The 23581-nt window shown below is 64.2% G+C and carries 15 protein-coding genes; 10 read left to right on the top strand and 5 right to left on the bottom strand.

The genetic code is table 11. The annotated features are described in order from the left end of the window. The first annotated feature begins 9 nt into the window (after positions 1-9). The 7 genes from ACSAMM_RS07400 to ileS all read left to right on the top strand — a co-directional run bounded on the left by ACSAMM_RS07400 (position 10) and on the right by ileS (position 14237). Positions 10-2031 (top strand): alpha-L-fucosidase, encoded by a 2022-nt coding sequence (locus tag ACSAMM_RS07400; protein ID WP_457790790.1) that lies wholly within the window; start codon positions 10-12, stop codon positions 2029-2031. 42 nt (positions 2032-2073) lie between these two features. After that, entirely contained in the window at positions 2074-5082 is a 3009-nt protein-coding gene (locus ACSAMM_RS07395) for a glycoside hydrolase family 2 TIM barrel-domain containing protein (protein WP_457790788.1), read from the top strand. Between the two features lie 93 nt (positions 5083-5175). Then, entirely contained in the window at positions 5176-6096 is a 921-nt protein-coding gene (locus tag ACSAMM_RS07390) for a dihydrodipicolinate synthase family protein (RefSeq protein ID WP_457790786.1), read from the top strand. Between the two features lie 13 nt (positions 6097-6109). After that, the gene (locus tag ACSAMM_RS07385) at positions 6110-7744 is read left to right on the top strand and encodes an exo-alpha-sialidase (RefSeq protein ID WP_457790784.1); all 1635 of its coding nucleotides are present in this window, start codon (positions 6110-6112) and stop codon (positions 7742-7744) included. A 2-nt stretch (positions 7745-7746) separates the two neighbouring features. Then, positions 7747-9237, top strand: a complete 1491-nt coding sequence (locus tag ACSAMM_RS07380; protein WP_457790782.1) for a sulfatase-like hydrolase/transferase — start codon at positions 7747-7749, stop codon at positions 9235-9237. A gap of 12 nt (positions 9238-9249) precedes the next feature. Next, complete coding sequence (locus ACSAMM_RS07375) at positions 9250-10707, top strand: sulfatase family protein (protein WP_457790780.1); 1458 nt, start codon at positions 9250-9252, stop codon at positions 10705-10707. Positions 10708-11111: 404 nt separating this feature from the next. Further along, a complete protein-coding gene (ileS, locus tag ACSAMM_RS07370) occupies positions 11112-14237 on the top strand; it encodes an isoleucine--tRNA ligase (RefSeq protein ID WP_457790778.1) in 3126 nt (1041 codons plus the stop codon). Between the two features lie 166 nt (positions 14238-14403). Here the strand turns inward: ileS and ACSAMM_RS07365 are convergent, their stop codons facing one another. Both ACSAMM_RS07365 and ACSAMM_RS07360 read right to left on the bottom strand, forming a co-directional pair. Then, the gene (locus tag ACSAMM_RS07365; protein WP_457790776.1) at positions 14404-14811 is read right to left on the bottom strand and encodes an endonuclease domain-containing protein; all 408 of its coding nucleotides are present in this window, start codon (positions 14809-14811) and stop codon (positions 14404-14406) included. Between the two features lie 7 nt (positions 14812-14818). Beyond that, positions 14819-16573 carry a beta-galactosidase gene (locus ACSAMM_RS07360; protein WP_457790774.1) on the bottom strand — a complete coding sequence of 585 codons (1755 nt, stop codon included), beginning with the start codon at positions 16571-16573 and terminating at the stop codon, positions 14819-14821. A gap of 433 nt (positions 16574-17006) precedes the next feature. Here ACSAMM_RS07360 and ACSAMM_RS07355 point away from each other — a divergent pair, with 433 nt between their 5' ends. The 3 genes from ACSAMM_RS07355 to ACSAMM_RS07345 all read left to right on the top strand — a co-directional run bounded on the left by ACSAMM_RS07355 (position 17007) and on the right by ACSAMM_RS07345 (position 21599). Continuing rightward, positions 17007-17351, top strand: a complete 345-nt coding sequence (locus ACSAMM_RS07355) for a helix-turn-helix domain-containing protein (protein WP_457790772.1) — start codon at positions 17007-17009, stop codon at positions 17349-17351. A gap of 146 nt (positions 17352-17497) precedes the next feature. Further along, complete coding sequence (locus ACSAMM_RS07350; RefSeq protein WP_457790770.1) at positions 17498-20632, top strand: UvrD-helicase domain-containing protein; 3135 nt, start codon at positions 17498-17500, stop codon at positions 20630-20632. Positions 20633-20741: 109 nt separating this feature from the next. Then, positions 20742-21599 carry a sugar phosphate isomerase/epimerase family protein gene (locus tag ACSAMM_RS07345; protein WP_457790769.1) on the top strand — a complete coding sequence of 286 codons (858 nt, stop codon included), beginning with the start codon at positions 20742-20744 and terminating at the stop codon, positions 21597-21599. Between the two features lie 68 nt (positions 21600-21667). Here ACSAMM_RS07345 and ACSAMM_RS07340 read toward each other — a convergent pair whose 3' ends face one another. The 3 genes from ACSAMM_RS07340 to ACSAMM_RS07330 form a co-directional block, all read right to left on the bottom strand. Then, complete coding sequence (locus tag ACSAMM_RS07340) at positions 21668-22597, bottom strand: 1-phosphofructokinase family hexose kinase (RefSeq protein ID WP_457790767.1); 930 nt, start codon at positions 22595-22597, stop codon at positions 21668-21670. Between the two features lie 101 nt (positions 22598-22698). Then, positions 22699-23067, bottom strand: coding sequence for a fluoride efflux transporter CrcB (crcB, locus tag ACSAMM_RS07335; RefSeq protein ID WP_178723663.1), 369 nt, complete (start codon positions 23065-23067; stop codon positions 22699-22701). A gap of 66 nt (positions 23068-23133) precedes the next feature. Next, positions 23134-23547, bottom strand: coding sequence for a hypothetical protein (locus ACSAMM_RS07330; protein WP_178723655.1), 414 nt, complete (start codon positions 23545-23547; stop codon positions 23134-23136). Positions 23548-23581: the final 34 nt, after the last annotated feature.

Here is a 23581-nt window from a genome sequence, read left to right as displayed (position 1 = left end):
ATAACGATCATGGAACAACGCTATTCGCAGAGCTTTGCGAGCATCCGGGCGGGAGAGCCGGCCGGTGACCTCCTGCGTAAGGCGGCCGGGGTGGCGCCGACGCCCCGCCAACTCGCTTGGCAGCGGCTGGAACTGACCGCCTTTATCCATTTCGGCATGAACACCTTCACCGACCGGGAATGGGGAGACGGCGCCGAATCCCCGCAGCTCTTCAACCCGACGGACTTGGATGCCGATCAGTGGGTTCGGGTGATGAAGGACGCCGGTTTCAAGGGCCTGATCCTGACCTGCAAGCATCACGACGGCTTCTGCCTGTGGCCCTCGGCTCACACCACCCATTCGGTGAAACAGTCCCCCTGGAAAAACGGCGGGGGAGACGTGGTGCGGGAGGTGTCCGATGCCTGCCGCCGGGCGGGGCTGCGGTTTGGTATTTACCTTTCTCCCTGGGATCGGCACGATCCCCGCTACGGGGACTCCCCGGCGTACAACGCCTTTTTTCTCGCCCAGCTGGAAGAGCTGCTCACCGGCTATGGCGAGATATTCGAGGTGTGGTTCGACGGCGCCTGCGCCGAAGGGCCATGCGGCAAACGGCAGGAATACGACTGGGCGGCTTATTTCACCCTCATCCGCCGTCTCCAGCCCGATGCCGTCATCTCCATCGAGGGTCCTGATGTTCGCTGGGTGGGCAACGAGGCGGGCAAGGGCCGGCGGGAGGAGTGGAGCGTTTACCCCTACGGCCGGTGTTTAGACGCCGAGGACGGGACGTTTCTGATGAACGCCGGCGACTGCACGGCGCCCGATCTCGGCAGCGACCGGCTGCTGGCCTCCCTGGACGAGGGGTGGGAGTATCTGTACTGGTATCCCGCCCAGGTCGATACCTCCATCCGCCCCGGCTGGTTCTATCACACCTGGGAGGACGATAAGGTCAAACCCCTGCACGAGCTGGCCGCCATCTACCGGCAGTCGGTGGGGAACAACGCTCAGCTGCTGCTGAACATCCCTCCGGATACCCGGGGCCGGCTAAGCGATAAGGACGCCGCCCGCCTCGAGGAGTTCGGCCGGTACCTGTGCGCCGCCTACGGCCGCAACCTGGCCGAAGGCCGCCCGCTGGAGGTCCGGCGGGACGGGGACGCCTATGTCGTTTCCCTCACTTTGGACGAGCCGGTCGCCTTCAACCAGGTGGTGCTGATGGAGGACATTACGCAGGGCCAGCATGTGGGCGCCTTCACCCTGCGGGCCTATTGCGGGGACGAGCTGACGGCCAGCGCCGACGGCGCCACCGTGGGGTATAAGAAAATCCTTCCCCTGCCCGCGGCCGTTGCCAACCGGGTGGATATCGTCGTCACCGCCTGCCGGGCCGCGCCGGTGTTCACCTTTGTGGGCCTGTATGACGCGCCCACCGTGGCGCAGCCTCCCTCCATTACCCGCAGCCAGGCGGGCCTGGTCTCCATCGCGGCCGGTCCGGACGCGCGCATCCGCTGGTCGGCGGACGGCGGCGCCTGGCGGGACTATACCGGCCCCTTCGCTTTTCCCCGCAGCGGCCGGATCCGGGCCGAAGCCTGGTACGACGCGGCCCGCCTGTTTGGCGAGAACGGCCCGTCCGCCGAAGCGGTGTTCGGCCTGCTCAAGACCTCCTGGACGCTGAAGTCCCATACTGGCCAAACGGCGGCCGGCTTCTCGGCGGATAATCTGACGGACGACGACAAACCCTATGTGTGCTTCGAGGGGGAGCTGCCCCTCGAGGTGACCGTCGACCTCGGACAAAGCGAGACGGTGCGCGGCTTCGCCTACCGGCCGGTGGACGATATCTTTGACTTCTCTGCCAATGTTTACGCCTACGCGCTGTATCTCAGCGCGGACGGCGAAACCTTTTTTCTGGCCGACCGGGGTATGTTTGACAACCTGCGCAACAACCCGGTTCTCCAGGTCAGGGACTTTGGCCGAAGCTATACGGCCCGCGCCTTCCGCTTGGTGGCCGAAAGCGGGTTCGACGCCCGGCGGGTCAGCCTGGGCAAGCTGTCGCTGCTGTAGCCATACGCCCTGCGGGGCCGCACGATAAGGGGGATTTGATTCATGGACATCGAGAAAATCCTGCAAAATCCGGAAATCGTACAGATCCACAGGGAACCGGCCCGCGCCTATTACATCCCGTTTCAGGACGGGGCGATGGCGCTGCAGGCGGACAAGGAGGAGTCTGTCTACTATGCGCCGCTGGGCGGCGACTGGGCCTTTGCGTACTATGGGCGATCCTATGACGTGGACGAGGCGATCTTCGATCCGGATGGCAGCGTGGAGGGCTGGGACACCATTCCCGTCCCCTCTAACTGGCAGATGCACGGCTACGACGTGCCGCATTATACCAATGTCAACTATATCATTCCCATCGATCCGCCTTACGTGCCGGACGACAACCCCTGCGGCGTCTACGTCAAATCCATGAACATCCCCGGGATTTGGAAGGATAAACGGATCTATCTCAATTTTGACGGCATCAATTCCTGCGGCTTCATCTGGGTCAACGGCACCTTCGCTGGATACACCAACGGATCCCGCTGCTCCGCAGAATTCGATATCACCCCCTATGTGCATACGGGGGAAAACCGCCTGCTGGTGCAGGTGTTCAAGTGGTGCAGCGGCACCTATCTGGAGGCCCAGGACAGCTATCGGCTGTCCGGCATCTTCCGGGACGTGTACCTGCTGGCCCGGGAGCCTGACCATATCCGCGACGTCTTTATCCGCGCCCGCTTGGACGATGCCTATACGACGGCCCGGGTGGAGGCGGCGCTGGACTTCCGCGGGAAAGGCGGGCCGGTAACGCTGGACGTGTACGCTCCCGACGGCCGGGCCGTCTACCACCAGGAAAACGAGACTATCGAGCCCTTCACCCTGACCGACATCGCTCTCTGGACGGATGAAACCCCGTCGCTGTATACCTTCCTGTTCCAGTACGGCCAGGAGGCCATCGCCATCCCCTTCGGCCTGCGGGAGGTCCGGTTCAGCGAGAAGGGCGCGTTGCTTGTCAACGGAAAGCCCGTCAAGTTAAAAGGGGTCAACCGGCACGATTCTCATCCCGATTTCGGCCAGTACTGCCCCGATGAGCATATGGAGCAGGACATCCGCCTGATGAAGCAGCACAACATCAACTGCATCCGCACCTCCCACTACCCCAACGCCCCCATTTTCCCCGCTCTGTGCGATCGGTACGGGATTTATCTCATTGAGGAAGCCGACCTGGAATGCCACGGTATGATCTGGGCGGAGGATCACAACTTGCTCAATAACGATCCCCAATGGGCCGCCGCCTATCTCGACCGGGTGTCCCGGATGGTGGAACGGGACAAGAATCATCCCTCCATCATCATGTGGAGCCTGGGCAACGAATCGGGCATCGGCCGCAATCACGAGCTGAACGCCGCCTGGGTGAGGGAGCGGGATGACACCCGCCTGGTTCACTATGAAACGGTGGCCTACCTGACCGAGGCGGGGGTGTTCTATCTGGTGGACAACGGCCAGGGCGAGGTCGGGGACTTCACCAGCCGCATGTATATGGAACCGGCCGAGCTGGAAAAATACGGCCGCTCCGGCAATCCGGTCCCCTTGTTCCTGTGCGAATACTGCCACGCCATGGGCCTCGGCCCGGGGGACGTGACCGATTACTGGGACGTGTTTTATAAGTATCCCAATCTCATCGGCGGCGCCATCTGGGAATGGTGCGATCACAGCGTCCGCCGGCGGGACGAGGCCGGCCGCTCCTTCTTCGTCTACGGCGGCTATTTCGGGGAATACCCTCACGACGACAATTTCTGCGCCGACGGGCTGGTCACCCCCGACCGGGTGCCCTCCTCCGGCCTGCTGGAGGTGAAAAAGGCCTACCAGCCGGTCGCGGTGGAGGCGGTGGATCTGGAAAACCGCCGCCTGCGGATTGTCAACCGGTACCATTTCCTCAATTTGTCCCACCTGGCCCTGCTGTGGAAGGTGACCCGGGACGGCGTCCAGGTGGCCACCGGCGAGATGTACGACCTGGACGTTCCCGCTGGGGACAGCCGGGAGGTAACGCTCGACTATGACATTCCCGCCATGGACATCAGCGAATACCATCTGGATATCCGCTTTGTGCTGCGCGCCGATACGGCTTACGCCGCGCGCGGCTGTGAGGTGGCGTTCGAGCAGTTCCCGCTGCCGGTGGTGGCGGCCCGCCGGGCCCGGCTGCCTCTGACCAAATACGACGCCCTGACGGTGTCCGAGGACAAGCGCTCCTTCACCGTGGCGGGCAGCGGCTTCGCCTACCGGATCGATAAGGGCCGGGGTATGCTGTCGAGCGTGTTCGCCAAAGGGCGGGAATGTCTGGGCGGCGGCGCGCGGCTTTCCATCTGGCGGGCTCCCATCGACAACGACCGGAACGTGGTCGGTGCCTGGAAGGCGGAGGGCTATAACACCGCCGGCGTCAAGGTGTACAAAACCGAGCTGGCCAAGACCTCCGACACGGAGATCGTCGTCCGGGTGGAGTTTTCCATGGCCGGGGTCAGCTATATGCCCATCCTCAGCGGCGTGCTGGAATACCGGGTGACGAGTGACGGCGTTTTGACCGTCCACGCCGGGGTCAACGTGCGGGAAACCGCCATGCCCCTGCCCCGGTTCGGCATGGAATTCATCCTCCCCCGGGGCAGCGAGTGCCTCGAGTATTTCGGCAAGGGGGAGCAGGAGAATTACGAGGACATGTGCCGCAGCGCCCGGATAGGCCTGTACAAATCCACCGTGACCGACCAGTATTTCCCCTATATCCGTCCGCAGGAAACCGGCAACCACACGGCGGCGCGCTGGCTGCGCGTCACCAACAAGGTGGGCGGCGGCCTGCAGTTCACCGGCCGTCCCACCTTCAATTTCAGCGCCCTGCACTTCACGGCGGCGGATTTGGAGACGGCCATGTACACCCGGGATCTCCGCCCGCGTGAGGAGACAATCGTGCGCATCGACTATAAGCAGACCGGCGTCGGCTCGGCCAGCTGCGGGGTCAAGCTCGCGGAAAAGTACCAGTTCAAGGAAAAATTCTTCGACTTTGAGTTCGAGGTCAAGCCTCTGTAAAAATTTTTTGAAAATATTTCGCAGCGGGGCGCTCTTGTCCGGCCTGTTTCAGGCTGTGCAGAGCGCCCTGTAAAATAGAGAAAGGAAACCCGTATGGAGAAGCTGTGTTTTCAGCCGGAGCGGTTCCGGGGTGTCATCGTGGCGCTCAACGCCTGCTACGATAAGGCCGGCGAGGTTTCGCCCGCCGCCTGCCGCGCGCTCTGCCGGTGGTACCAGTCCCTGGGGGTGCGGGGCGTGTATGTGGGCGGCAGCACCGGCGAGGGCCTCCTGCTCAGCCTGGAGGAACGCAAGACCCTGGCCGAAGCCGCCGTGCAGGCGGCGCGGGGGGAGATGACGGTCATCGTCCATGTGGGCTGTCCCGCCACCCGGGACGCCGTCGCCCTTGCCCGGCACGCCGCCGCCATCGGGGCGGACGCTATATCCGCCGTGCCCAGTGTGTTCTACCGCCTGAGCGAGGAGAGCATCGCCCGCCACTGGACGGCCATCGCCGACGCGGCGGAGCTGCCCTTTTTCATCTACAACATCCCCCAGCTCACCGGCTACGATTTGTCCATGGAGCTGTTCCGCCGGATGCTGGCCCATCCCCATGTCAAGGGGATTAAGAATTCCTCCGAAAGCGCCCGGCAGATTCAGCAGTTCAAGGAGGCGGGCGGCCCGGATTTCCTGGTGTTCAACGGCCCGGACGAACAGTTCCTGGCCGGACGGGCCATGGGGGCGGACGCCGGCATCGGCGGCACCTACGGCTGCATGCCCGAGCTGTATCTGCGGCTGGACGCCCTGTTCATGACCGGCCAGCTGGGGGAGGCCCGGCGGCTGCAGGCCATAATCGGCGGCTTTATCGAGCGGCTGTGCGCTTTTCCCTCGATGTACGGGGCCTGTAAGGCGGTTATCGCCCGCCGGGCGGTGGACATCGGCGCGCCCCGCCCGCCCTTCCTGCCGGTGGATCCGCGGGATCCGGCCATCGAACGCCTGACCGCCGACATCGAGGGCCAAATCGCCCTGTGGTGCATGTGAAAGGAGACGGACAGTGAGAGTATCTCCCTATCGTTCCCGCGAGGATCGGCTGCTGTTCAGCGGGATCCGCGCGCAGAATCTGCACCCCTCCCTGGTGGGGGACCCCGCCGATATGGCCGGCACCTGCGGCTTCCGCATCCCGTCCCTGCTGTATCTCGAAGGGGCGGACGTGCTGCTGGCCGCGGCCGACCGATCCCACGAGGGGGCGGACTGGGGCTATACCGGCGTGGCCCTGCGCCGCAGCGCCGATCGGGGCCTGACCTGGAGCAGCCCCCTGAGCATCCCGGTGCTGCCCCCGGTTTCCCGCGCCCCCCAGGCCGTAGACGACTGGCATTCCGCCTTTTACATCGACCCCGTGCTGCTGGAGGATCGCAGCGGGGCCGTCCACCTGTTGCTGGATTTTTTCCCCGAAAGCAAGGGGTTCCACCGCCCAGACTGGCTGGAGCCGGGCAGCGGCTTTGAGCACGGCCGGATCCGGCTGTACGACGGCCCGCCGCCCGCCGAGGGGAAAGGGGCCGCCGGCCCCGTTTATACGGTGGACGAAGCGGGCTGGGTCGTCGCCCCCGGCGGCGTGCGCACCCGGTATTATCTGCCGCCCCTGCACAGCGGGGCGGTTCAGTTTCAGACCCTGGGCGATATGTATTACGCGGTGGGGGAGCCGGACTGGCTGGACGCCCCGCCGCCTCTTCTTCCGCCCGAGCCGGGAGAGGGCCGGGACATCTACGTGGGCAATATCTTTCTGAACATCGGCAAGCCCGTCTTTGACCCGGCGCATCCGGTTTTCGTCCGCAAGCGGCTGGCCGGCCCCGGCCCGGAGGCCGACGTCCCCTCCGCCTACGAGGCGGTAGAGACCTCTCCCGCTCCGCTGCGGGCGGCGGTATGTATGCACCTCGTGCAGCTCACCAGCCGGGACGGCGGCGTCACCTGGTCGCAGCCCCGTTTCCTCACTCCGGCCGTCAAGGACGAGGATTGCCTGTTTCTTGGCACCGGCCCCGGCGTGGGCCTGCGCCTGCGCCATCAGCCGGACGATCGGAAGAACGGCCGGCTGATGGTGCCGGTGTATAAGCCGGGCCAGGCCGGCCTGCTCCTCAGCGATGACGACGGCGTCACCTGGCGGCGCGGCGGCTATATTCCCACCGTGGACGAAGCCCAGGCGGTGGAACTGAACGACGGGACTGTGCTGGTTTTCGGCCGCCAGGACGAGCCGGGGGACACTCCCATGACCGTCAGCCGGGACGGCGGCGACACCTGGGAGCCTATGACCCATACCGGCCTGCAATCCGTCCGCTGCCAGAAATCGGTCGTGGCCTATCCGGCGGGCGATCCCCGCTATCCCTGCGTCCCCGGCATGATACCGGGCCAGCAGTATCTTCTGGCCTCCCACCCCACGGGGCAGCGGCGGGGCGGCGGCGTGGTCACCCTGGGCGAGGTGCTGCCGGACGGAACCCTGCGCTGGCTGGCCGATCGGCCCCTGGGCGGCACGGGACAGTATGACCAGACGGAGCAGCCCGACTTTTTCGCCTATTCCTGTCTGGCGGTGCTGCCAAACGGGCAGGCCGGCGTGCTCTTCGAGCCGCAGCCCACTAACTGTGTGGCCTTCGCCCGCTTCGATATCCGCTGGTTTTTTGACGATAGAAAGGAGCCCTGACGATGCCCGAACGTCCCAACATCCTGTTCATCCTCTCCGACGACCACGGCCATTGGGGGATGGGCTGCGCGGGGAACAGCGAAATCCGCACGCCCAACCTGGATAAGCTGGCCGCCAGAGGCACCCGGTTCGACAGCGCGTTCTGCGCCTCCCCGGTCTGTTCCCCCGCCCGTATGTCCATTTTCACGGGGAAAATCCCCTCCCAGCACGGGGTGCACGACTGGCTGGCCAAGGGCCACCTGGACGAAGCCGTCCTGTCCAAGGAGCTGCGGGACGCGTTCCAGCAGCCCGAGCCCTCCTGGGAATACGCCTGGCCCAAGCGGCAGCTGCAGGGGGACAAGGCCATCCGTTTCTTGGACGGCCACGATACCTTCACGCGGCATCTCGCGGACGGCGGCTATACCTGCGGCCTGTCCGGCAAATGGCATATGGGGGACAGCTACACCCCACAGGCGGGCTTCACCTACTGGAAAACCACCGCCATGGGCGGGGAAAACTACTACTACCCCGTCATGCTGGAGGGGAAGGAGATGACGCTCAAGCGAGGCGTCTACATCACCGACCTCATCACCGATAACGCCCTGCGCTTCTTGGAGGAGCAGAAGGGCGCGGCGAACCCCTTCTATTTAAGCGTGCATTACACCGCGCCCCACGCCCCCTGGCAGCGGGAGCATCACCCGGCGGCGTTTTACGACCTGTACGACGGCTGTCCCTTCGCCTCGATGCCCGACGTGCCGCCCCACCCCTGGAGCGACCTGAAGGATAAGACACCCGAGGAGATGGCGGTCCTCCGCCGCACCTATCTGCAGGGGTATTTCGCGGCCGTCACCGCCATGGACGCGGGCATCGGCCGGATCCTCGACGCCCTGGAGGCCGCGGGCCAGCTGTCCAATACCCTGGTGATTTTCTCCGGCGACAACGGCATGAGCATGGGTCATCACGGCATCTTCGGCAAGGGCAACGGCACCTTCCCCATGAATATGTACGACTCGGCGGTGAAGGTGCCCCTGATCTGGAGCCACCCGGGCCGCGCCCGGGAGGGTGCCGTGTGCGAAGAGCTTGTCAGCCACTACGATTTGTTCCCCACCATCCTCGAATGGGCGGGACTCCCCTGTACCCCCAACCCCGCCCTGCCCGGCGTAAGCTTCGCCCCCCTGCTCACCGGAGAAAAATCCAGCGTGCGGGACGACGTGGTGGTCTTCGACGAATACGGCCCGGTGCGCATGGTGCGTACCAAGGAGTGGAAGTATATCCACCGCTACCCCTACGGCCCTCACGAGCTGTACGACCTCGTGCGCGATCCGGGCGAGGAACGCAACCTCATCGACGACCCCGCCGCGCAGAGCGTGAAGGAGCGGCTGATCGACCGGCTGAACCACTGGTACGCTGCCTACGCCGACCCGGCCTGCGACGGCAAGGGCGAAGCGGTTCACGGCCTTGGCCAGCTGCGCCGCATCGGCCCCGCCAGCGGCGGCAAGCCCGCCTTTATCTGAGGAGAGACGCGTATGAATGTGCTGTTTATCGATATTGACACCCTGCGGCCCGATCACATGGGCTGCTACGGCTATCCCCGGAATACCACCCCCTGCCTGGACCGGGTGGCGCGGGAGGGCCTGCGGTTCGACCGGTGTTATTGCTCGGACGCGCCCTGCCTGCCCTCCCGGGCGGCCCTGACCACCGGCCGTTTCGGCATACATACCGGCGCCGTCGGCCACAGCGGCACCAACGCCGACCGGCGGCTGACCGGGAAAACCCGCGGCTTCTCCGACCCGGCCGATAACCACAATTTTCATAATCTGTTCCGGCAGGCGGGCCTGTTCACCGCCTCCATCAGCACCTTCCCGGAGCGGCATTCCTCCTGGTGGTTTTCCGCCGGTTTCCATGAGACCTATAACGTGGGCGGCCGCGGCGGAGAATCGGGGGAGGAGGTGCTGCCGGTGGCGCTGGACTGGCTCGACCGGCACGGCGACGCGGGGAACTGGTATCTCCACGTCCATCTCTGGGATCCCCACACTCCCTACCGGGCGCCCGAAAGCTTCGGCAACCCCTTCGCCGACGAGCCGCTGTGCACCTTCGTGGATGAAACCGTGCTGCAAACCCATTTAAAGCACGTGGGGCCCCACTGCCTTAATGAGTTCAATATGTACGACGATCAGGAATATCCCCAGTATCCCCGCTATCCGGGCAAAGCCACGGATATGGCGGGGGTACGGAAAATCCTGGACGGCTACGATTGCGGGGTGGCCTACGCCGACTATATCGTGGGGCGGATCCTGGACGATTTGCGCCGCCGGGGCCTGTACGACGACACGGCGATCCTCATCACCTCCGACCATGGGGAAAACATGGGGGAATTCGGCATCTATGGGGAACACGCCACGGCGGATCACCCCACCTGCCACGTCCCTTTGATTCTCAAGTGGCCGGGCGGCCGGCGGGGGATGGACGACGGCCTGCACTACACCCTCGACCTCGTGCCCACCGTGGCCGAGCTGCTCGGCCTTCCCGCCTGGGAGAAGTGGGACGGCGAGAGCTTCGCCCCCGCTGTCGCCGGGAAACAGGACGCGGGCCGGCCTTATCTCGTCCTGTCCCAGATGGCCCACGTCTGCCAGCGGTCGGTGCGGGAGGGCGACTGGCTGTACATCCGCACCTACCACGACGGGTTCCACCTGTTCGACCGGGAGATGCTGTTCAATCTGCGGGAGGATCCGTATGAACAACGGGATCTCAAGGACGAAAACCCCGCCGTGACGGCCCAGCTGGCCAAGCGGCTGCTGGACTGGACGGATGACCAGATGATGGTCTCCGACACCGTGTCTGATCCGCTGTGGGAAGTCATGAAGGAGGGCGGGCCGTCCCATACCCGGGGCTTCCTGCCCAATTATCTGAAGCGCCTGGAGGCCACCGGCCGGGCCGAGGGCGCCCGCCTCCTGCGGCAGCGCCACGGCGATGGGACGCAATAGGCTCGCCCGCCTCTTGACAAGCGGGGCCGTTTGTGCTATGTTGATAACACATATCATAAAGACGTTGACGGAGACACGTCAGCCGGTGGCGAAAGCCGCAGCGAGCCGGGGAGGGTGGAAGCCCGGCGCGAGTAACGCCGGCAGGACATCCCTCCCAAGTCGCAGGCCGAACGCGCCCCGCGCCGGTAGGCCCCGCCGGATTCCCCCGTTATAGGAATAAAGGCTTCATACATGCACTGGGGGCGGAAAAACGCCGTGCCGAGCTTGCTTGGCACGGCGTTTTTTGAGCGGGGGTATCCCCCGCCGGGGAGCGCATATGTTTGTATGCAGTCGCAATGGGTGGTTAAGCGAGATCCTCGTCCTGTTCGCGGGACGAGGATTTTTTATGTGAAGGAGAGACGCGTATGTATCGGAAAACCGGGCAGAACCAGAGCTTTCCCGAGAGGGAAAAGCAGATCTTGCAGTTCTGGAAAGACGAGCACATTTTCGAGAAGAGCGAAGAAATCAACCACGGGAAGGATAGCTACGTCTTCTATGACGGCCCGCCGACGGCCAACGGCAAGCCCCATATCGGCCACGTGCTCACCCGCGTCATCAAGGACACCGTGCCCCGCTACCATGTGATGAAGGGGCAGGACGTGCCCCGCAAGGCGGGCTGGGATACCCACGGCCTGCCGGTGGAGCTGGAGGTGGAAAAGGAGCTGGGCCTGGACGGCAAGGAGCAGATTGAGGAATACGGCATGGCGGAATTCATCGATCGCTGCAAGAAAAGCGTCTGGACCTATAAGGGGATGTGGGAGGATTTCTCCGACACGGTGGGCTTCTGGGCCGATATGGAGCATCCCTACGTGACCTACCACAACGACTATATCGAGTCGGAATGGTGGGCGCTCAAAACCATCTTTGACAAGGGCCTGCTGTATAAGGGATATAAAATCATGCCCTACTGCCCCCGGTGCGGCACCCCTCTGTCCAGCCACGAGGTGGCCCAGGGGTATAAGGACGTCAAGGAGCGGTCGGCCATCGTCCGCTTCCGGCTGAAGGACGAGGAAAACGCCTCCCTCCTGGCCTGGACCACCACCCCCTGGACCCTGCCCTCCAACGTGGCGCTGTGCGTCAATCCGAAGGAGACGTACGCCCGCGTCAAATGCGGGGACGAGATTTTCTACCTGGCCGAGGCGCTGCTGGACGCGGTGCTCGGGGAGGGGAAATACGAGGTGCTTTCCACCTTCTCCGGCCAAGAGCTGGAATACAGGGAATACGAGCCCCTGTATCGGTTTGTCGAGCCGAAGGAAAAATGCTGGTACGTCACCTGCGACGGCTACGTCACCCTGACGGACGGCACCGGCGTGGTGCATATCGCCCCCGCCTTCGGTGAGGACGACGCGAAGGTGGGGCGGAAATACGGCCTGCCCTTCGTGCAGCTGGTGGACGGCAAGGGCGAGATGAAACCCGAAACCGCCTGGCCGGGCGTGTTCGTCAAGAAGGCGGACGCCCCCATTTTGGAGGATTTGAAGGCGCGGGGCCTGCTGTTCGCGGCGCCCAAGTTCGAGCACAGCTATCCTCACTGCTGGCGGTGCGATACGCCGTTGATTTACTACGCCCGAGAGGGCTGGTTCATCCGGATGTCCGCCGTTAAGGATGACCTCATCGCCAACAATAAGACCATCCACTGGATCCCGGAAAGCATGGGTACCGGCCGGTTCGGCGACTGGCTGGAGAACGTGCAGGACTGGGCCATCAGCCGGGATCGGTACTGGGGCACGCCGCTGAACGTCTGGAAATGCGGCTGCGGCCATATGCACGCGGTGGGAAGCATCGCGGAGCTGAGGGAGATGAGCGACAACTGCCCCGCGGATATCGAGCTGCACCGGCCCTATATCGACGCGGTGACCCTCCGCTGCCCGGAATGCGGCGGCGAGATGCGCCGGGTGCCGGAGGTTATCGACTGCTGGTTCGATTCCGGCTCCATGCCCTTTGCGCAGCACCACTATCCCTTCGAAAATCAGGAACTGTTCGAGGCGCAGTTCCCGGCGGACTTCATCTCCGAGGCGGTGGATCAAACCCGCGGCTGGTTCTATTCCCTGCTGGCGATTTCCACCCTGCTGTTCAATAAGGCCCCCTTCAAGAACGTGATTGTGCTCGGCCATGTGCAGGATCAGTTTGGCCAGAAGATGTCCAAATCCAAGGGCAACGCCATCAGCCCCTTCGAGGCGCTGGAGAAGTACGGCGCGGATCCCATCCGGTGGTATTTCTTGTCCAATTCCGCGCCCTGGCTGCCCAATAAATTCTACGATAAGGCGGTGCTCGACGGGCAGCGCCGGTTCCTCGGCACGCTGTACAACACCTATGCCTTCTACGTGCTGTACGCGGATATTTACCAGTTCGATCCAACCAAGCACCCTCTGGAACAAAGCGCGCTGACGGTGATGGATCGGTGGATCCTCTCCCGCCTGAACCATACGGTGGGCGAGGTGGACGACCATATGACGAATTACCGCCTGCCCGAGGCGGCGCGCTCCCTCCAGGATTTCGTGGAGGTGCTCAGCAATTGGTACGTCCGGCGCAGCCGGGAGCGCTTCTGGCGGGATGAGCTGGACGCGGACAGCTTCGCGGCCTTTACGACGCTGTATACCTGCCTGTCCACCCTCTCCCGGGCGGCGGCCCCCATGATCCCCTTCATGACCGAGGAGATTTATCAGAACGTGGTGCGCACAGTGGATACGAACGCGTCGGAAAGCGTGCACCTGTGCGCGTATCCCGCCGTGGACGAAAGCCTGCTCGATCCCGCTTTGGAAGCGGAGATGGAGGAGGTTCTGGCGGTGGTCACCCTGGGCCGGGCGGCCCGCAACGGGGCGGCTATCAAGAACCGCCAGCCCCTGCCCGCCCTGTACGTCAAGGGCGGCCGGCCCCTGACCGAGGAATTCAAGCGGATCGTCATGGACGAGCTGAACGTCAAAGCGGTGCTGGAGGCGGAGGACGCGTCCCAGTATCTGACCTATAGCTTCAAGCCCCAGCTGAAAACCGTGGGGCCGAAATACGGCCGCCAGCTGGGCGACATCAAGGCGGCGCTGTCCTCCCTGGACGGCACGGCTGCCAAAAAGCAGCTGGACGAAACCGGCGTGCTGACGCTGGCGCTGCCCTCCGGCGAGGTGCGCCTGGCTGAGGAGGATCTGCTCATCAGCACCGAGCAGACGGCGGGCTACTACGCCGTGAGCGAGTACGACCGCACGGTGGCGCTGGATACCGCCATCACCCCGGAACTGAAGGAAGAGGGCTTCCTGCGCGAGGTGGTCAGCAAGCTGCAAACCATGCGCAAGGAAGGCGGCATGGAGGTGACCGACCGGATCCGCGTGACCTTTGCGGCCGCCGGCTACGCCGCCGACGTGCTGGCTAAAAACCGCGAGGCGATCATGGGCGAGGTGCTGGCCGTGGCCTTTGACGCCGGGGAGCCGGCGGGCTACGTCAAGGAATGGGATGTCAACGGCGAACCCGTCACCTTCGGCGTGGAAAAAGCCGCGCTTGCCTAAGAAAATATAAAAAGGAACGGCCATCTTGTCCAGCGGCAAGATGGCCGTTCCTTTTTATAACCTATCTCCTCCGCGGCGAGCGAAAGCCTCCCCTCGCGGTCTCCACCAGGATTGCACCAATCCCACGACGAGCGAAAGCCTTCCCCTCGAGGGGAAGGTGGCGGCGTCAGCCGTCGGATGAGGTGTTCCCCATGTCCCCATCCGACGAGCCGTCCCCGTCGCCAACCGCCAAAACAAGCCTGCCAATAGCCTCGCAGACGCCGCTGAAATTCTGATGCACCTCGCGGTTGGAATACCGCAGCACCCGCATGCCCAACCCTCTGAAATACGCGTCTCTCTCAGCGTCCGCTTCCATGGCCCCGTCCTCATAATGCTGTGAGCCGTCGATCTCTATCACCACTTTGGCCTTCGCGCAATAGAAATCCGCGATGTAAGGCCCGATAACCTTCTGCCGGTTGACGGTGACCGGTAAGCCCTTCAGGTAGTCGTACCACAGACGCCGTTCCTCTTTGGTCATCTGTGTGCGCAGCGCCTTGGCCCACCCGGTCAGCCCCGGGTTGTTGGTTGTATTCATCGAGCCCTTATCCCAAATCCGGCGTGTCGGTCAGCAGCACCCGGTTGCCCTCGCTGTGCTCCAGCTCGAAAATCACCAGCTCGTTCTCCCCGGCTCGCAGCAGGGGAGCGGGGAGATACAGGGTCTTCTGCGGCCCGGCCGGGTTCCAGTACCGGCCCAGGTTGAACCCGTTAATAAAGGCCACCCCCTTGGTGAACCCGTCCAGCCGCAGGAAGGTGTCCGCCGGATCCGTCACCGGGAACCGCCCCCGCAGGAAGGTGGGCGCGTCGACGCCCGTCTCCCACGGCGCGTACCGCAGCCCGGCCAAATCGTCCAGGGGCATGGGCGTCATGCTCCACCCGAAATGGTACCGCTGGCCCAGCCGCACCCCGCCGGTCAGCCCCTTTTCGTCCCGCAGCTTCCGGCCGTAGTTGACCCGGCCCATGTTTTCCACCAGAATATCCAGCCGCACGCTCTCGCCGCGCGCCAGCCCGAGCCGGATGTCGTCGTCCCGCCGGCCGTCCCGCTGCTTGACGCCCCGGAACTGCCCGTCGATGTAGATAAGCGCCCGATCATGCACCCCATCCAGCACCAGGGGCAGCTCCTCGAACGGCCCGCGCAGCTCGGTGGTGTACAGCACGAAGCCGAAATCCTGCCCCAGCTCCTCCATGGTCAGGGGCGCGGCCGCGCGGATCGGCGCGCCCAGTGCCTCCTGGCTGTCGAACAGCGTCGCCGCCTCGGTCAGCGCCACCTCGCCGTAGGCCGCCTTGGGCAGGTTGCCCACCGGGATGGCGGGCGCCTTGCCGAAATGCTTCTCCAGCACCTCCTTGACCTCGAAATACTTCGGGGTCAGATCGCCGGCCTCGTTCAGCGGCGCGTCGTAGTCGTAGCTGGTCACCGTGGGCGCGTGCCGATCGTCGTAGTTGGCCCCGTTGGTGAACCCAAAATTGGTGCCCCCGTGGAACATGTAGAAATTCACCGATGCCCCGGCGCTCAGCATCTCGTCCAGCACCTGCGCCGTGTCGGTGGAGGTGCGGGTGTGATGCTCCTCGTACCAGTGATCGAACCAGCCGTTCCAGTATTCCATGCACATCACCGGCTCGCCCGGGCGGAATTCCCGCAGCGCGCCGAAGTTCCCCGCCGGGTTGCTGCCGAAATTGACCGTGGCCAGCACCCCGTCCAGGGTGCCGCCCCCCAGCATGAAGGGGGCCGTCCCGTCGGAGGTAAACAGCAGGCAGTCCACCCCGTTGTCCCGGTAAATGTCCGCGATGGCCCGCAGATAATCCTTATCGTCGCCGTAGCTGCCGTATTCGTTTTCCACCTGCACCGCCACGACGTTCCCCCCGTTGGCGGCCAGCCGGGGCGTCACATGGCGGAACAGCTCCTTGTAATACCGCCCCACCTTCTCGAGAAACAGCGGATCGTTGCACCGCAGCCGCATGTGCCCATAGGTCAGCAGCCAGGAGGGCAGCCCTCCCATGTCCCACTCCGCGCAGATGTAGGGCCCCGGCCGCAGGATGACCATCAGCCCGAGAGAGGCCGCCGTGTCAATGAAGCGGCCGATATCCAGCCCGCCGGAGAAATCGAAAACACCCTCCCGCCGCTCGTGCAGGTTCCAGCAGGTATAGGTCTCCACCGCGTTGAACCCGCAGGCCCGCAGCTTTTTCAGCCGATCCTCCCAGTAGTCCGGCACCACCCGGAAATAATGAATGGTTCCCGACACCAGGGTCGTCTTTTCCCCGTCCCGGTAGAAATCGCCGCCTTTGACCGTCAATCCGCCCATATGTATCCTCCTTGCGCCCTCCCGGGCTTATACTCCGTTTCATTGTAGCAGACTGCTGGTAAGGTGGCAAGCCTTTTCGCGTTGTTAGACGGAACGCGAACGGTAATGTTTGCCCGTCAAATACATGGCTTGTTTCAAAGCGGAAACCGAACGACCCCCGGAGGCAAAAGCCCCGGGGGTTTCGGTTGCCCCCTCCCTCCATTGCGGCCGGCAAATAGGAGCATGAGGGCTGTTTATTGGGGGATAAACAGGCTGTACCCTTGCGCGCCGCCTGTCCCCGTGCTGTACGCACAGCACCATATTATTATAATTCCGATTCTAGTATAATTCAATATGGTAAATTACATAATAATTCCGATAATAATGGATAAATAGGCTGTAAAAATATGTTATATTGAACATATACCTATTATGATATGTTTGAGGGAACAGAATGGAATTTGCCGATAGATTAAAAATGCTGCGCAAGGAACGCGGTATTTCGCAAGAGCAGCTATGCGCGGATTTGAATTTGGGTAAGTCTACTATTTCCAGCTATGAGGCCGAAGGTAGACAGCCGAATTTTAAGACCCTGGTTTCATTGGCGGAATATTTTTATGTGTCGGTGGATTTCCTGCTCGGTGTAACCGATGTACGCGACAGGTATACGGATGTGGAAAGAGCTATTCTTTCCGACGAGACTGGCCGCGCGTTTCTTGATTATTTACGGTCGAGACCGGATGATGATAAACGCAAGCTGAAACAGTTTATCGAATATTTGGCAAGGGTTTTGGATTAACCTTGTATGTGAGAGTCGTGCTGACGCGCGGCTCTTTTTCTATGGATGTTGCTGTCCTTCGGTACGCTGCCTCATGCCCTGCCAGAATCCTGCCATGGCCAAATGTCGAAAAACGGTGTATACTGGTCAAAAAGGAGGCGCCGCTCATGTTTATTGCCGATCTGCATATCCATTCCCACTTTTCCCGCGCCACCAGCCGGGATCTCACCCCGGAGCTGCTGGATTGGTGGGCCCGGCGCAAGGGAATCCAGGTGGTGGGCACCGGCGATTTCACCCACCCCGGCTGGCGGCAGGAGCTGGCAGAGAAGCTGATCCCCGCCGAGGAGGGCCTCTATCGCCTGCGGGAGGACTGCCGCCGCCTGGACGGCCTGCCTGCGGGCGGGGAGATCCCTGTCCGCTTTATGGTCACGGGGGAAATCAGCTCGATTTATAAATGGGACGGTCGGGTGCGCAAGGTGCACAGCCTGATTCTTCTCCCCGGCCTTGAGGAGGCGGAGGCCCTGGCCCTGCGGCTGGAGCAGGTGGGCAACCTTCATTCCGACGGCCGGCCCATCCTGGGGCTGGACGCCCGGGATCTGCTGGAAATCACCCTGGATGTCTGCCCCCGGGCGATGTTCATCCCCGCCCATATCTGGACGCCCCACTTTTCGCTGTTCGGGGCCAATTCCGGCTTCGACCGGATCGAGGACTGCTTCCGGGACTTGACGCCCCATATCCATGCGCTGGAGACCGGCCTGTCCTCCGACCCGCCCATGAACTGGCGGCTTTCCGCCCTGGACAAGTATACTCTGGTGTCCCATTCCGACGCTCATTCCCCCGCCAAGCTGGGGCGGGAGGCGGATTTGTTTACCTGCGAGATGACCTATCCGGCCATCAAACAGGCCCTGGAAAACAAGGGGGCCGGCGGCTTCGGGGGTACCCTGGAGTTTTTCCCCGAGGAGGGGAAATACCACGCCGACGGCCACCGGAACTGCGGGGTCTGCCTGACCCCGGAAGAAACTGAGCGGGCGGGGGGCCTCTGTCCCGTCTGCGGCAAAAAGGTGACGGTGGGGGTGTGGCACCGGGCGGCCCAGCTGGCCGACCGGCCCGAAGGCTTTAAGCCTAAAGACGCGGCCCCCTTTGAAAGTCTGGTGCCCCTGCCGGAGGTCATCGCCGCCTCCACCGGTTTTTCCGCCGCCGGGGTGAAAACCGCCGGGCGGTACGAGGCCATGCTGCGTCAGCTGGGGCCGGAGTTCGTCATCCTGCGGCAGACCCCGCTCGAGGATATCGAGCAGGCGGCGGGGCCCAGCGTGGCCGAGGGGATCCGCCGGCTGCGTCAGGGCGCGGTGGAGGTGTCACCCGGCTACGACGGGGCCTATGGTAAAGTGTCCATCCTCAGCGCCGCCGATATCGACCGTCTGGCGGGGCAGACCCGTCTGTTTGTCGATGAGCCGGGGAAGAAAGCGGCCCGCCCGGCGCAGACGCTGCTGCCCGTCAAGCGGGCGGCCTCCATGGAAACCGCCCGGCTGGATACCCCCTCCGACGGCCTGAATCCTGAGCAGCGTCAGGCCGCGGACGCCCGCGAGCGGACGGTGGCGGTCATCGCCGGGCCGGGTACCGGCAAAACCCGCACCCTTGTCGATCGCATCGCCCGCCTGACGGGGGAGGGGACGCCCCCCTCCCATATCGCCGCCGTCACCTTCACCAACAAAGCCGCCCGCCAGCTGCGGGAGCGGCTGGAAAAACGTCTGGGCAAACGGACGGCCCGGGCCGTGACCGTCGGCACCTTTCACGCCCTCTGCCTGCACCTGCTGGAAGCCTGGCGGGGCCCCGTCGTCCTCCTCGATCCGGTGGAGGCGCAGGAAATTGCGGCGCAGGTATGCCGGGATACGGCGGTTTCCGCCCGGGATCTGCTGGCCGGGGTTTCCCGGCTGAAAAACGGCGGGGAATCCGCCCTGCCGCCCGCCTTGATCGAGGTCTACGCCGCCCGCCTGAAGGAACTGGAGGCCCTGGATTTCGACGATCTGCTGCTGGAAACCCTGGCGCAGCTGGAGGGCGGCCGCAAGCCTCCCGCCGCCTTTTCCCACCTGCTGGTGGACGAGTTTCAGGACATCAATCCCATTCAGTTCCGTCTGGTGCTGGCCCTGAACCGGGCGGGGGAGGGGCTGTTCGTCATCGGCGACCCGGATCAGGCCATTTACGGCTTCCGGGGAGCCGACTCCCGCTGCTTTGAGAAGCTGGAGACGGCCTGTCCCGGCCTGCGGGTGATCCGCCTGACGCGGAATTACCGTTCCACCCCCGAAATTCTGCGCGCCGCCCTGCCGGTCATTTCCGCCGGGGGCGAGCCCCGGCGGCTGGAGGCGGCGCGGCCCGCCGGGCCGAAGCCGGGCCTGCTGCGCGCGCCGGAGCCCTTCGACGAGGCGCTGTACGTGGTCAAGGCCATCAACGCCATGGTGGGGGGCGTGGATATGCTGGACGCCCAAACCATGCACTCGCGCGCCGACAAGCGGAAAGCCCGCTGCCTGTCCGATATCGCCGTTCTCTACCGCACCCACCGGCAGGCGGAGCTGCTGGAATACTGCCTGGTCAAGGAGGGGATCCCCTATACCGTCGCCGGCCGGGAGGACTATCTGTCCGATGGGCAGGTGCGCCGGGCCGCCGCCTTTTTCCGCTGCCTGACCCAGCCGGCCGATCGGGTGTCCCGGCGGGTCTGGCTTCGCGGGGAAGGGGTGGAGGATGTCCCCGAGGCCCCCGGCTGGGAGGGGCTGGCCGCCGCCCTGGAGGGCCCGCATCCCGACCTGGCGCAGCGCCTGCGCGCCTTCGCCCCCCGCGTCCTGGAGGACAAGCCCCTGCCCCTTTTGCGGGACTGGCTGGCGGCCTCGGGCCTCGAGGAGACGGAGCCCCTGTCCCGCCTGTGCGGCGCGGCGGGTCTGGCCGCCTCCATGCCCGATTTGCTGGAAACCCTCTCCCTGGGCCGGGAGGCGGACGTGGTGCGCCAGGGGAAGACCTACACCCCCGACGCGGTGTCTCTGCTGACCCTCCACGGCTCCAAGGGCCTGGAATTTCCCGTGGTCTTTCTCGTCGGGGTGCAGGATGGACGGATCCCCCTGCGCCGCGCCGATACCGATAGGGAGGAGGAGCGGCGGCTGTTCTACGTCGGGCTGACCCGGGCCATGGACGAGCTGATTCTCACCGGCGCGGGGGAGCCCTCCGCCTTTCTCGCGGACATCCCGCCGTATGCTCTCGAAGAGGAAACCGCCCGCCGCCGCCCGGTGGTCAAGCAGCTCAGCCTCTTTGATTGAAAGCGAGCAATTTTGTGTTAAAAAAAGCGATATTCGTCGCTTTACAGGCACTTTGAGACCCTGTATAATGATAAAAAACGCGAAAATATGCGCAAAAGAGGGCGGTTTTATGAAGCTGGCAATCAGTACCTGGAGCTTTCAGCAGCGTCTCGCAAGCGGCGCCATGACGCAAATGGACTGCATTTCCAAGGCCAAGGAGCTGGGCGCGGACGCCATTGAGTTCGTGGACGTCCTCCCCCCGGATGGCGTGTCTCGGGAGGGTTATGCAAGACAGCTTGGAGAAGCCTGCAAGGAGCAGGGCTTAGGCGTCTCGAATTATACCATCGGGGCCGATTTTCTGGCGAACGACGTGCAGGATGAAGTGGAGCGTGTTGCAAAGGAGCTGGAGTTGGCGCTTCTGCTGGGAGCGACCAGCATCCGCCACGACGTGACCGGCGGCATCCCCGGCCCCGCCCGGGCCACCACCGGCTTCGAGCAGGTGGCCGACCGCCTGGCCGCCGCCTGTCGCGCCGTAACCGAGCGCGCCGAAGCCAAAGGCATCGCCACCATGGTGGAAAACCACGGTTTCTTCTTTCAGGACGTTGACCGCGTGGAAAGTCTGGTGACCCGGGTGGGCCATCCGAATTTTGGGCTGTTGTTCGATATGGGCAACTTCCTGTGCGGGGACGTGGAGCCCTCGGCCGCCCTGGGGCGGCTGGCCCCCTTTGTGCGGTATGTCCACGCCAAGGACTTCATCGTCAAGGAGGGGGCGGCGCCCGACCCGGGCCGCGGGTTCTTCCGCAGCCGGGGCGGCCGGTATCTGCGGGGGACCATCATCGGCCACGGCGATGTGCCGGTGGCGGCCTGCCTGGGCATTCTGAAAGAGGCCGGGTACGCGGGGGGCCTGGGCATCGAGTTCGAGGGGATGGAGGACTGCCTGGAGGGCATCGCCATCGGGCTGGAAAACCTGCGCCGCTATCTCGCATAAAAGCGAACAATTTCAAAAAAGACCGCTATCCCGTGAAGGATAGCGGTCTTTTTTCGAACAAAAGCGAATCAAATCAGCCGATCCGCCGTGCAGAGGGGGAGCAGCTCCCGGTAAGTCTCGGGCTGGATGTGGGCGGTTTCGAAGGTCATGGCGTTGGCGGAGGAGAGGGCCACCGCCCGCCGCAGCATCTCGGCAGGAGCCGCCTGTTCGAGCAGGGAGAGCAGCAGGGAGGCCACCATGGTGTCCCCGCAGCCAAGGGTGCTTTTCACCGGCACATCGGGGGCCTTGCAGCGCCACACCCCGTCCCGGCAGGCCAGCAGCGCCCCGTCGCCGCCCAGGGACACCAGCACATAGGGGATACCGTCCGCCACCAGCCGGACGGCGTAGGCGCGAATCGCCTCGTCCGAGGCGCCGGGCTGCCCCATCAGCTCGCACATCTCCGAGCGGTTGGGCTTGATGAGATCGGGCTTTTCGGCCAGCGCCGCCCGCAGCAGGGGGCCGGAGAGATCCGCCGCCGCGATGCCGCCCGCCGCTTTCATGCGGCGCAGCAGCGACTGCGCCATGGCGGGGGAGACACCGCCCGGCGCGCTGCCGCACAGGGCGGCGGCCTCGCAGCGGGGCAGGCGGCTGTCCAGAACATCCAGCAGGGCGTCCCATTCGTCCGACGTGACGGGGGGCCCCTGCTCGAGCAGCTCGGTGCGCGCGCCGTCCCCGCCGAAAATCTGAAGATTGGTGCGGGTGGAGCCCGCGATGGGGACAAAGGCGTTCTCGATGCCCTCCCGGAACAGAAAATCGTTGAAGACGCTGGCCACCGCGCCGCCCAGGAACCCGGTCGCGCAGACCGGGGCCTCCATGTCCCGCAGCACCTTGGCCACGTCGACGCCCTTGCCGGCGGGCTGGGTGGACAGCAGCTCCACCCGGTTGGCTTCCCCCGCCCGCAGGGCCGGAACGGCCACCAGCTTGTCCAGCGCGGGGTTCAGGGTTATGGTGAGAATCAAGGGAACCATCCTTTCTCGAAAGGCCGCGTAAAAGAAAAGCCTTCGGCGCCTTTTCCGTTAGCTTTTCCCGCTGAGACGGAATCATGAGGCGCCGAAGGCTTTTATTTCGCGAACAGGCGGCTGAGCGCCTGCCCCGCCAGCACACCGGCGAGACAGAGCAGCAGGCTCAGCAGTATGTAGAGGCTGCCGGCCAGGTGCCGGCCCTTTTCAAACAGCTGCACAGCCTCCAGGGAGAAGGCGGAAAAGGTGGTGAAGCCGCCGCACACGCCGGTTTTCCAAAACAGGAGGCGCCGATCCGTCAGGCCGCCGCGGGCGAACAGGCCGGCGAGAAACCCGATAATCACCGCGCCCGCCGCGTTGACCAGCAGGGTGAGAAGGGGAAAATCGGTTTTGACGGGAAGAAGGCCGACGGCATAGCGGCCGGCGGCCCCCAGCGCACCGCCGGCCGCGACAATGAGCAGATTGATCATGGACTCCTCCATTCCCGTCGAAGCGCGGCATAGAGCCGTGGCTTTCCGCCGTTCTTTTATCGTCTATCAGACAAACACGATTTGCAGCACGGCGGCGACCAGCAGCAGCACGGCGATCAGCACGCCCACCACGGTGGCGCCGCCCGCCATCATCATGGACAGGATCGTACCGAACACCAGCAGGAAGGCAAGCACCTGGGACACGGTTTCCCGCTTGCCCAGCTCCCGCGGGCGCAGAAGGATCCACAGCAGCAGGAAAAAGACCACCACCGACAGCACGGCGGTCAGGAAGGGAAACACGTTGCCGCTCATTCCCCAGACGCTGAGATCGAAAAAAGCAAAAGTTTTTCTGGTGCGGATATCCGGGCCGGGGGCGAAGGTGAGCGGCACCCCCAGAGGCAGAGCCATCAACAGGATGGCGGCGGCCATCAGGCCAAGGCAGACGACAAGGCCGGCCTTGCGAGTCGAGAGACGATTCATAGACGGTTCCTCCTTACATCATGGATACGAAGCG

This window comes from Anaeromassilibacillus sp. SJQ-5, from assembly GCF_054108045.1.
This window is presented reverse-complemented; position numbering and strand designations above follow the sequence as displayed.

Excerpts from the sequence above, each read along its gene's own strand:
- ACSAMM_RS07400 (WP_457790790.1), top strand. The coding sequence starts at position 10 with ATGGAACAACGCTATTCGCAGAGCTTTGCGAGCATCCGGGCGGGAGAG.
- ACSAMM_RS07395 (WP_457790788.1), top strand. The coding sequence starts at position 2,074 with ATGGACATCGAGAAAATCCTGCAAAATCCGGAAATCGTACAGATCCAC.
- ACSAMM_RS07390 (WP_457790786.1), top strand. The coding sequence starts at position 5,176 with ATGGAGAAGCTGTGTTTTCAGCCGGAGCGGTTCCGGGGTGTCATCGTG.
- ACSAMM_RS07380 (WP_457790782.1), top strand. The coding sequence starts at position 7,747 with ATGCCCGAACGTCCCAACATCCTGTTCATCCTCTCCGACGACCACGGC.
- ACSAMM_RS07375 (WP_457790780.1), top strand. The coding sequence starts at position 9,250 with ATGAATGTGCTGTTTATCGATATTGACACCCTGCGGCCCGATCACATG.
- ileS (WP_457790778.1), top strand. The coding sequence starts at position 11,112 with ATGTATCGGAAAACCGGGCAGAACCAGAGCTTTCCCGAGAGGGAAAAG.
- ACSAMM_RS07365 (WP_457790776.1), bottom strand. The coding sequence starts at position 14,811 with ATGAATACAACCAACAACCCGGGGCTGACCGGGTGGGCCAAGGCGCTG.
- ACSAMM_RS07360 (WP_457790774.1), bottom strand. The coding sequence starts at position 16,573 with ATGGGCGGATTGACGGTCAAAGGCGGCGATTTCTACCGGGACGGGGAA.
- ACSAMM_RS07355 (WP_457790772.1), top strand. The coding sequence starts at position 17,007 with ATGGAATTTGCCGATAGATTAAAAATGCTGCGCAAGGAACGCGGTATT.
- ACSAMM_RS07350 (WP_457790770.1), top strand. The coding sequence starts at position 17,498 with ATGTTTATTGCCGATCTGCATATCCATTCCCACTTTTCCCGCGCCACC.
- ACSAMM_RS07345 (WP_457790769.1), top strand. The coding sequence starts at position 20,742 with ATGAAGCTGGCAATCAGTACCTGGAGCTTTCAGCAGCGTCTCGCAAGC.
- crcB (WP_178723663.1), bottom strand. The coding sequence starts at position 23,067 with ATGATCAATCTGCTCATTGTCGCGGCCGGCGGTGCGCTGGGGGCCGCC.
- ACSAMM_RS07330 (WP_178723655.1), bottom strand. The coding sequence starts at position 23,547 with ATGAATCGTCTCTCGACTCGCAAGGCCGGCCTTGTCGTCTGCCTTGGC.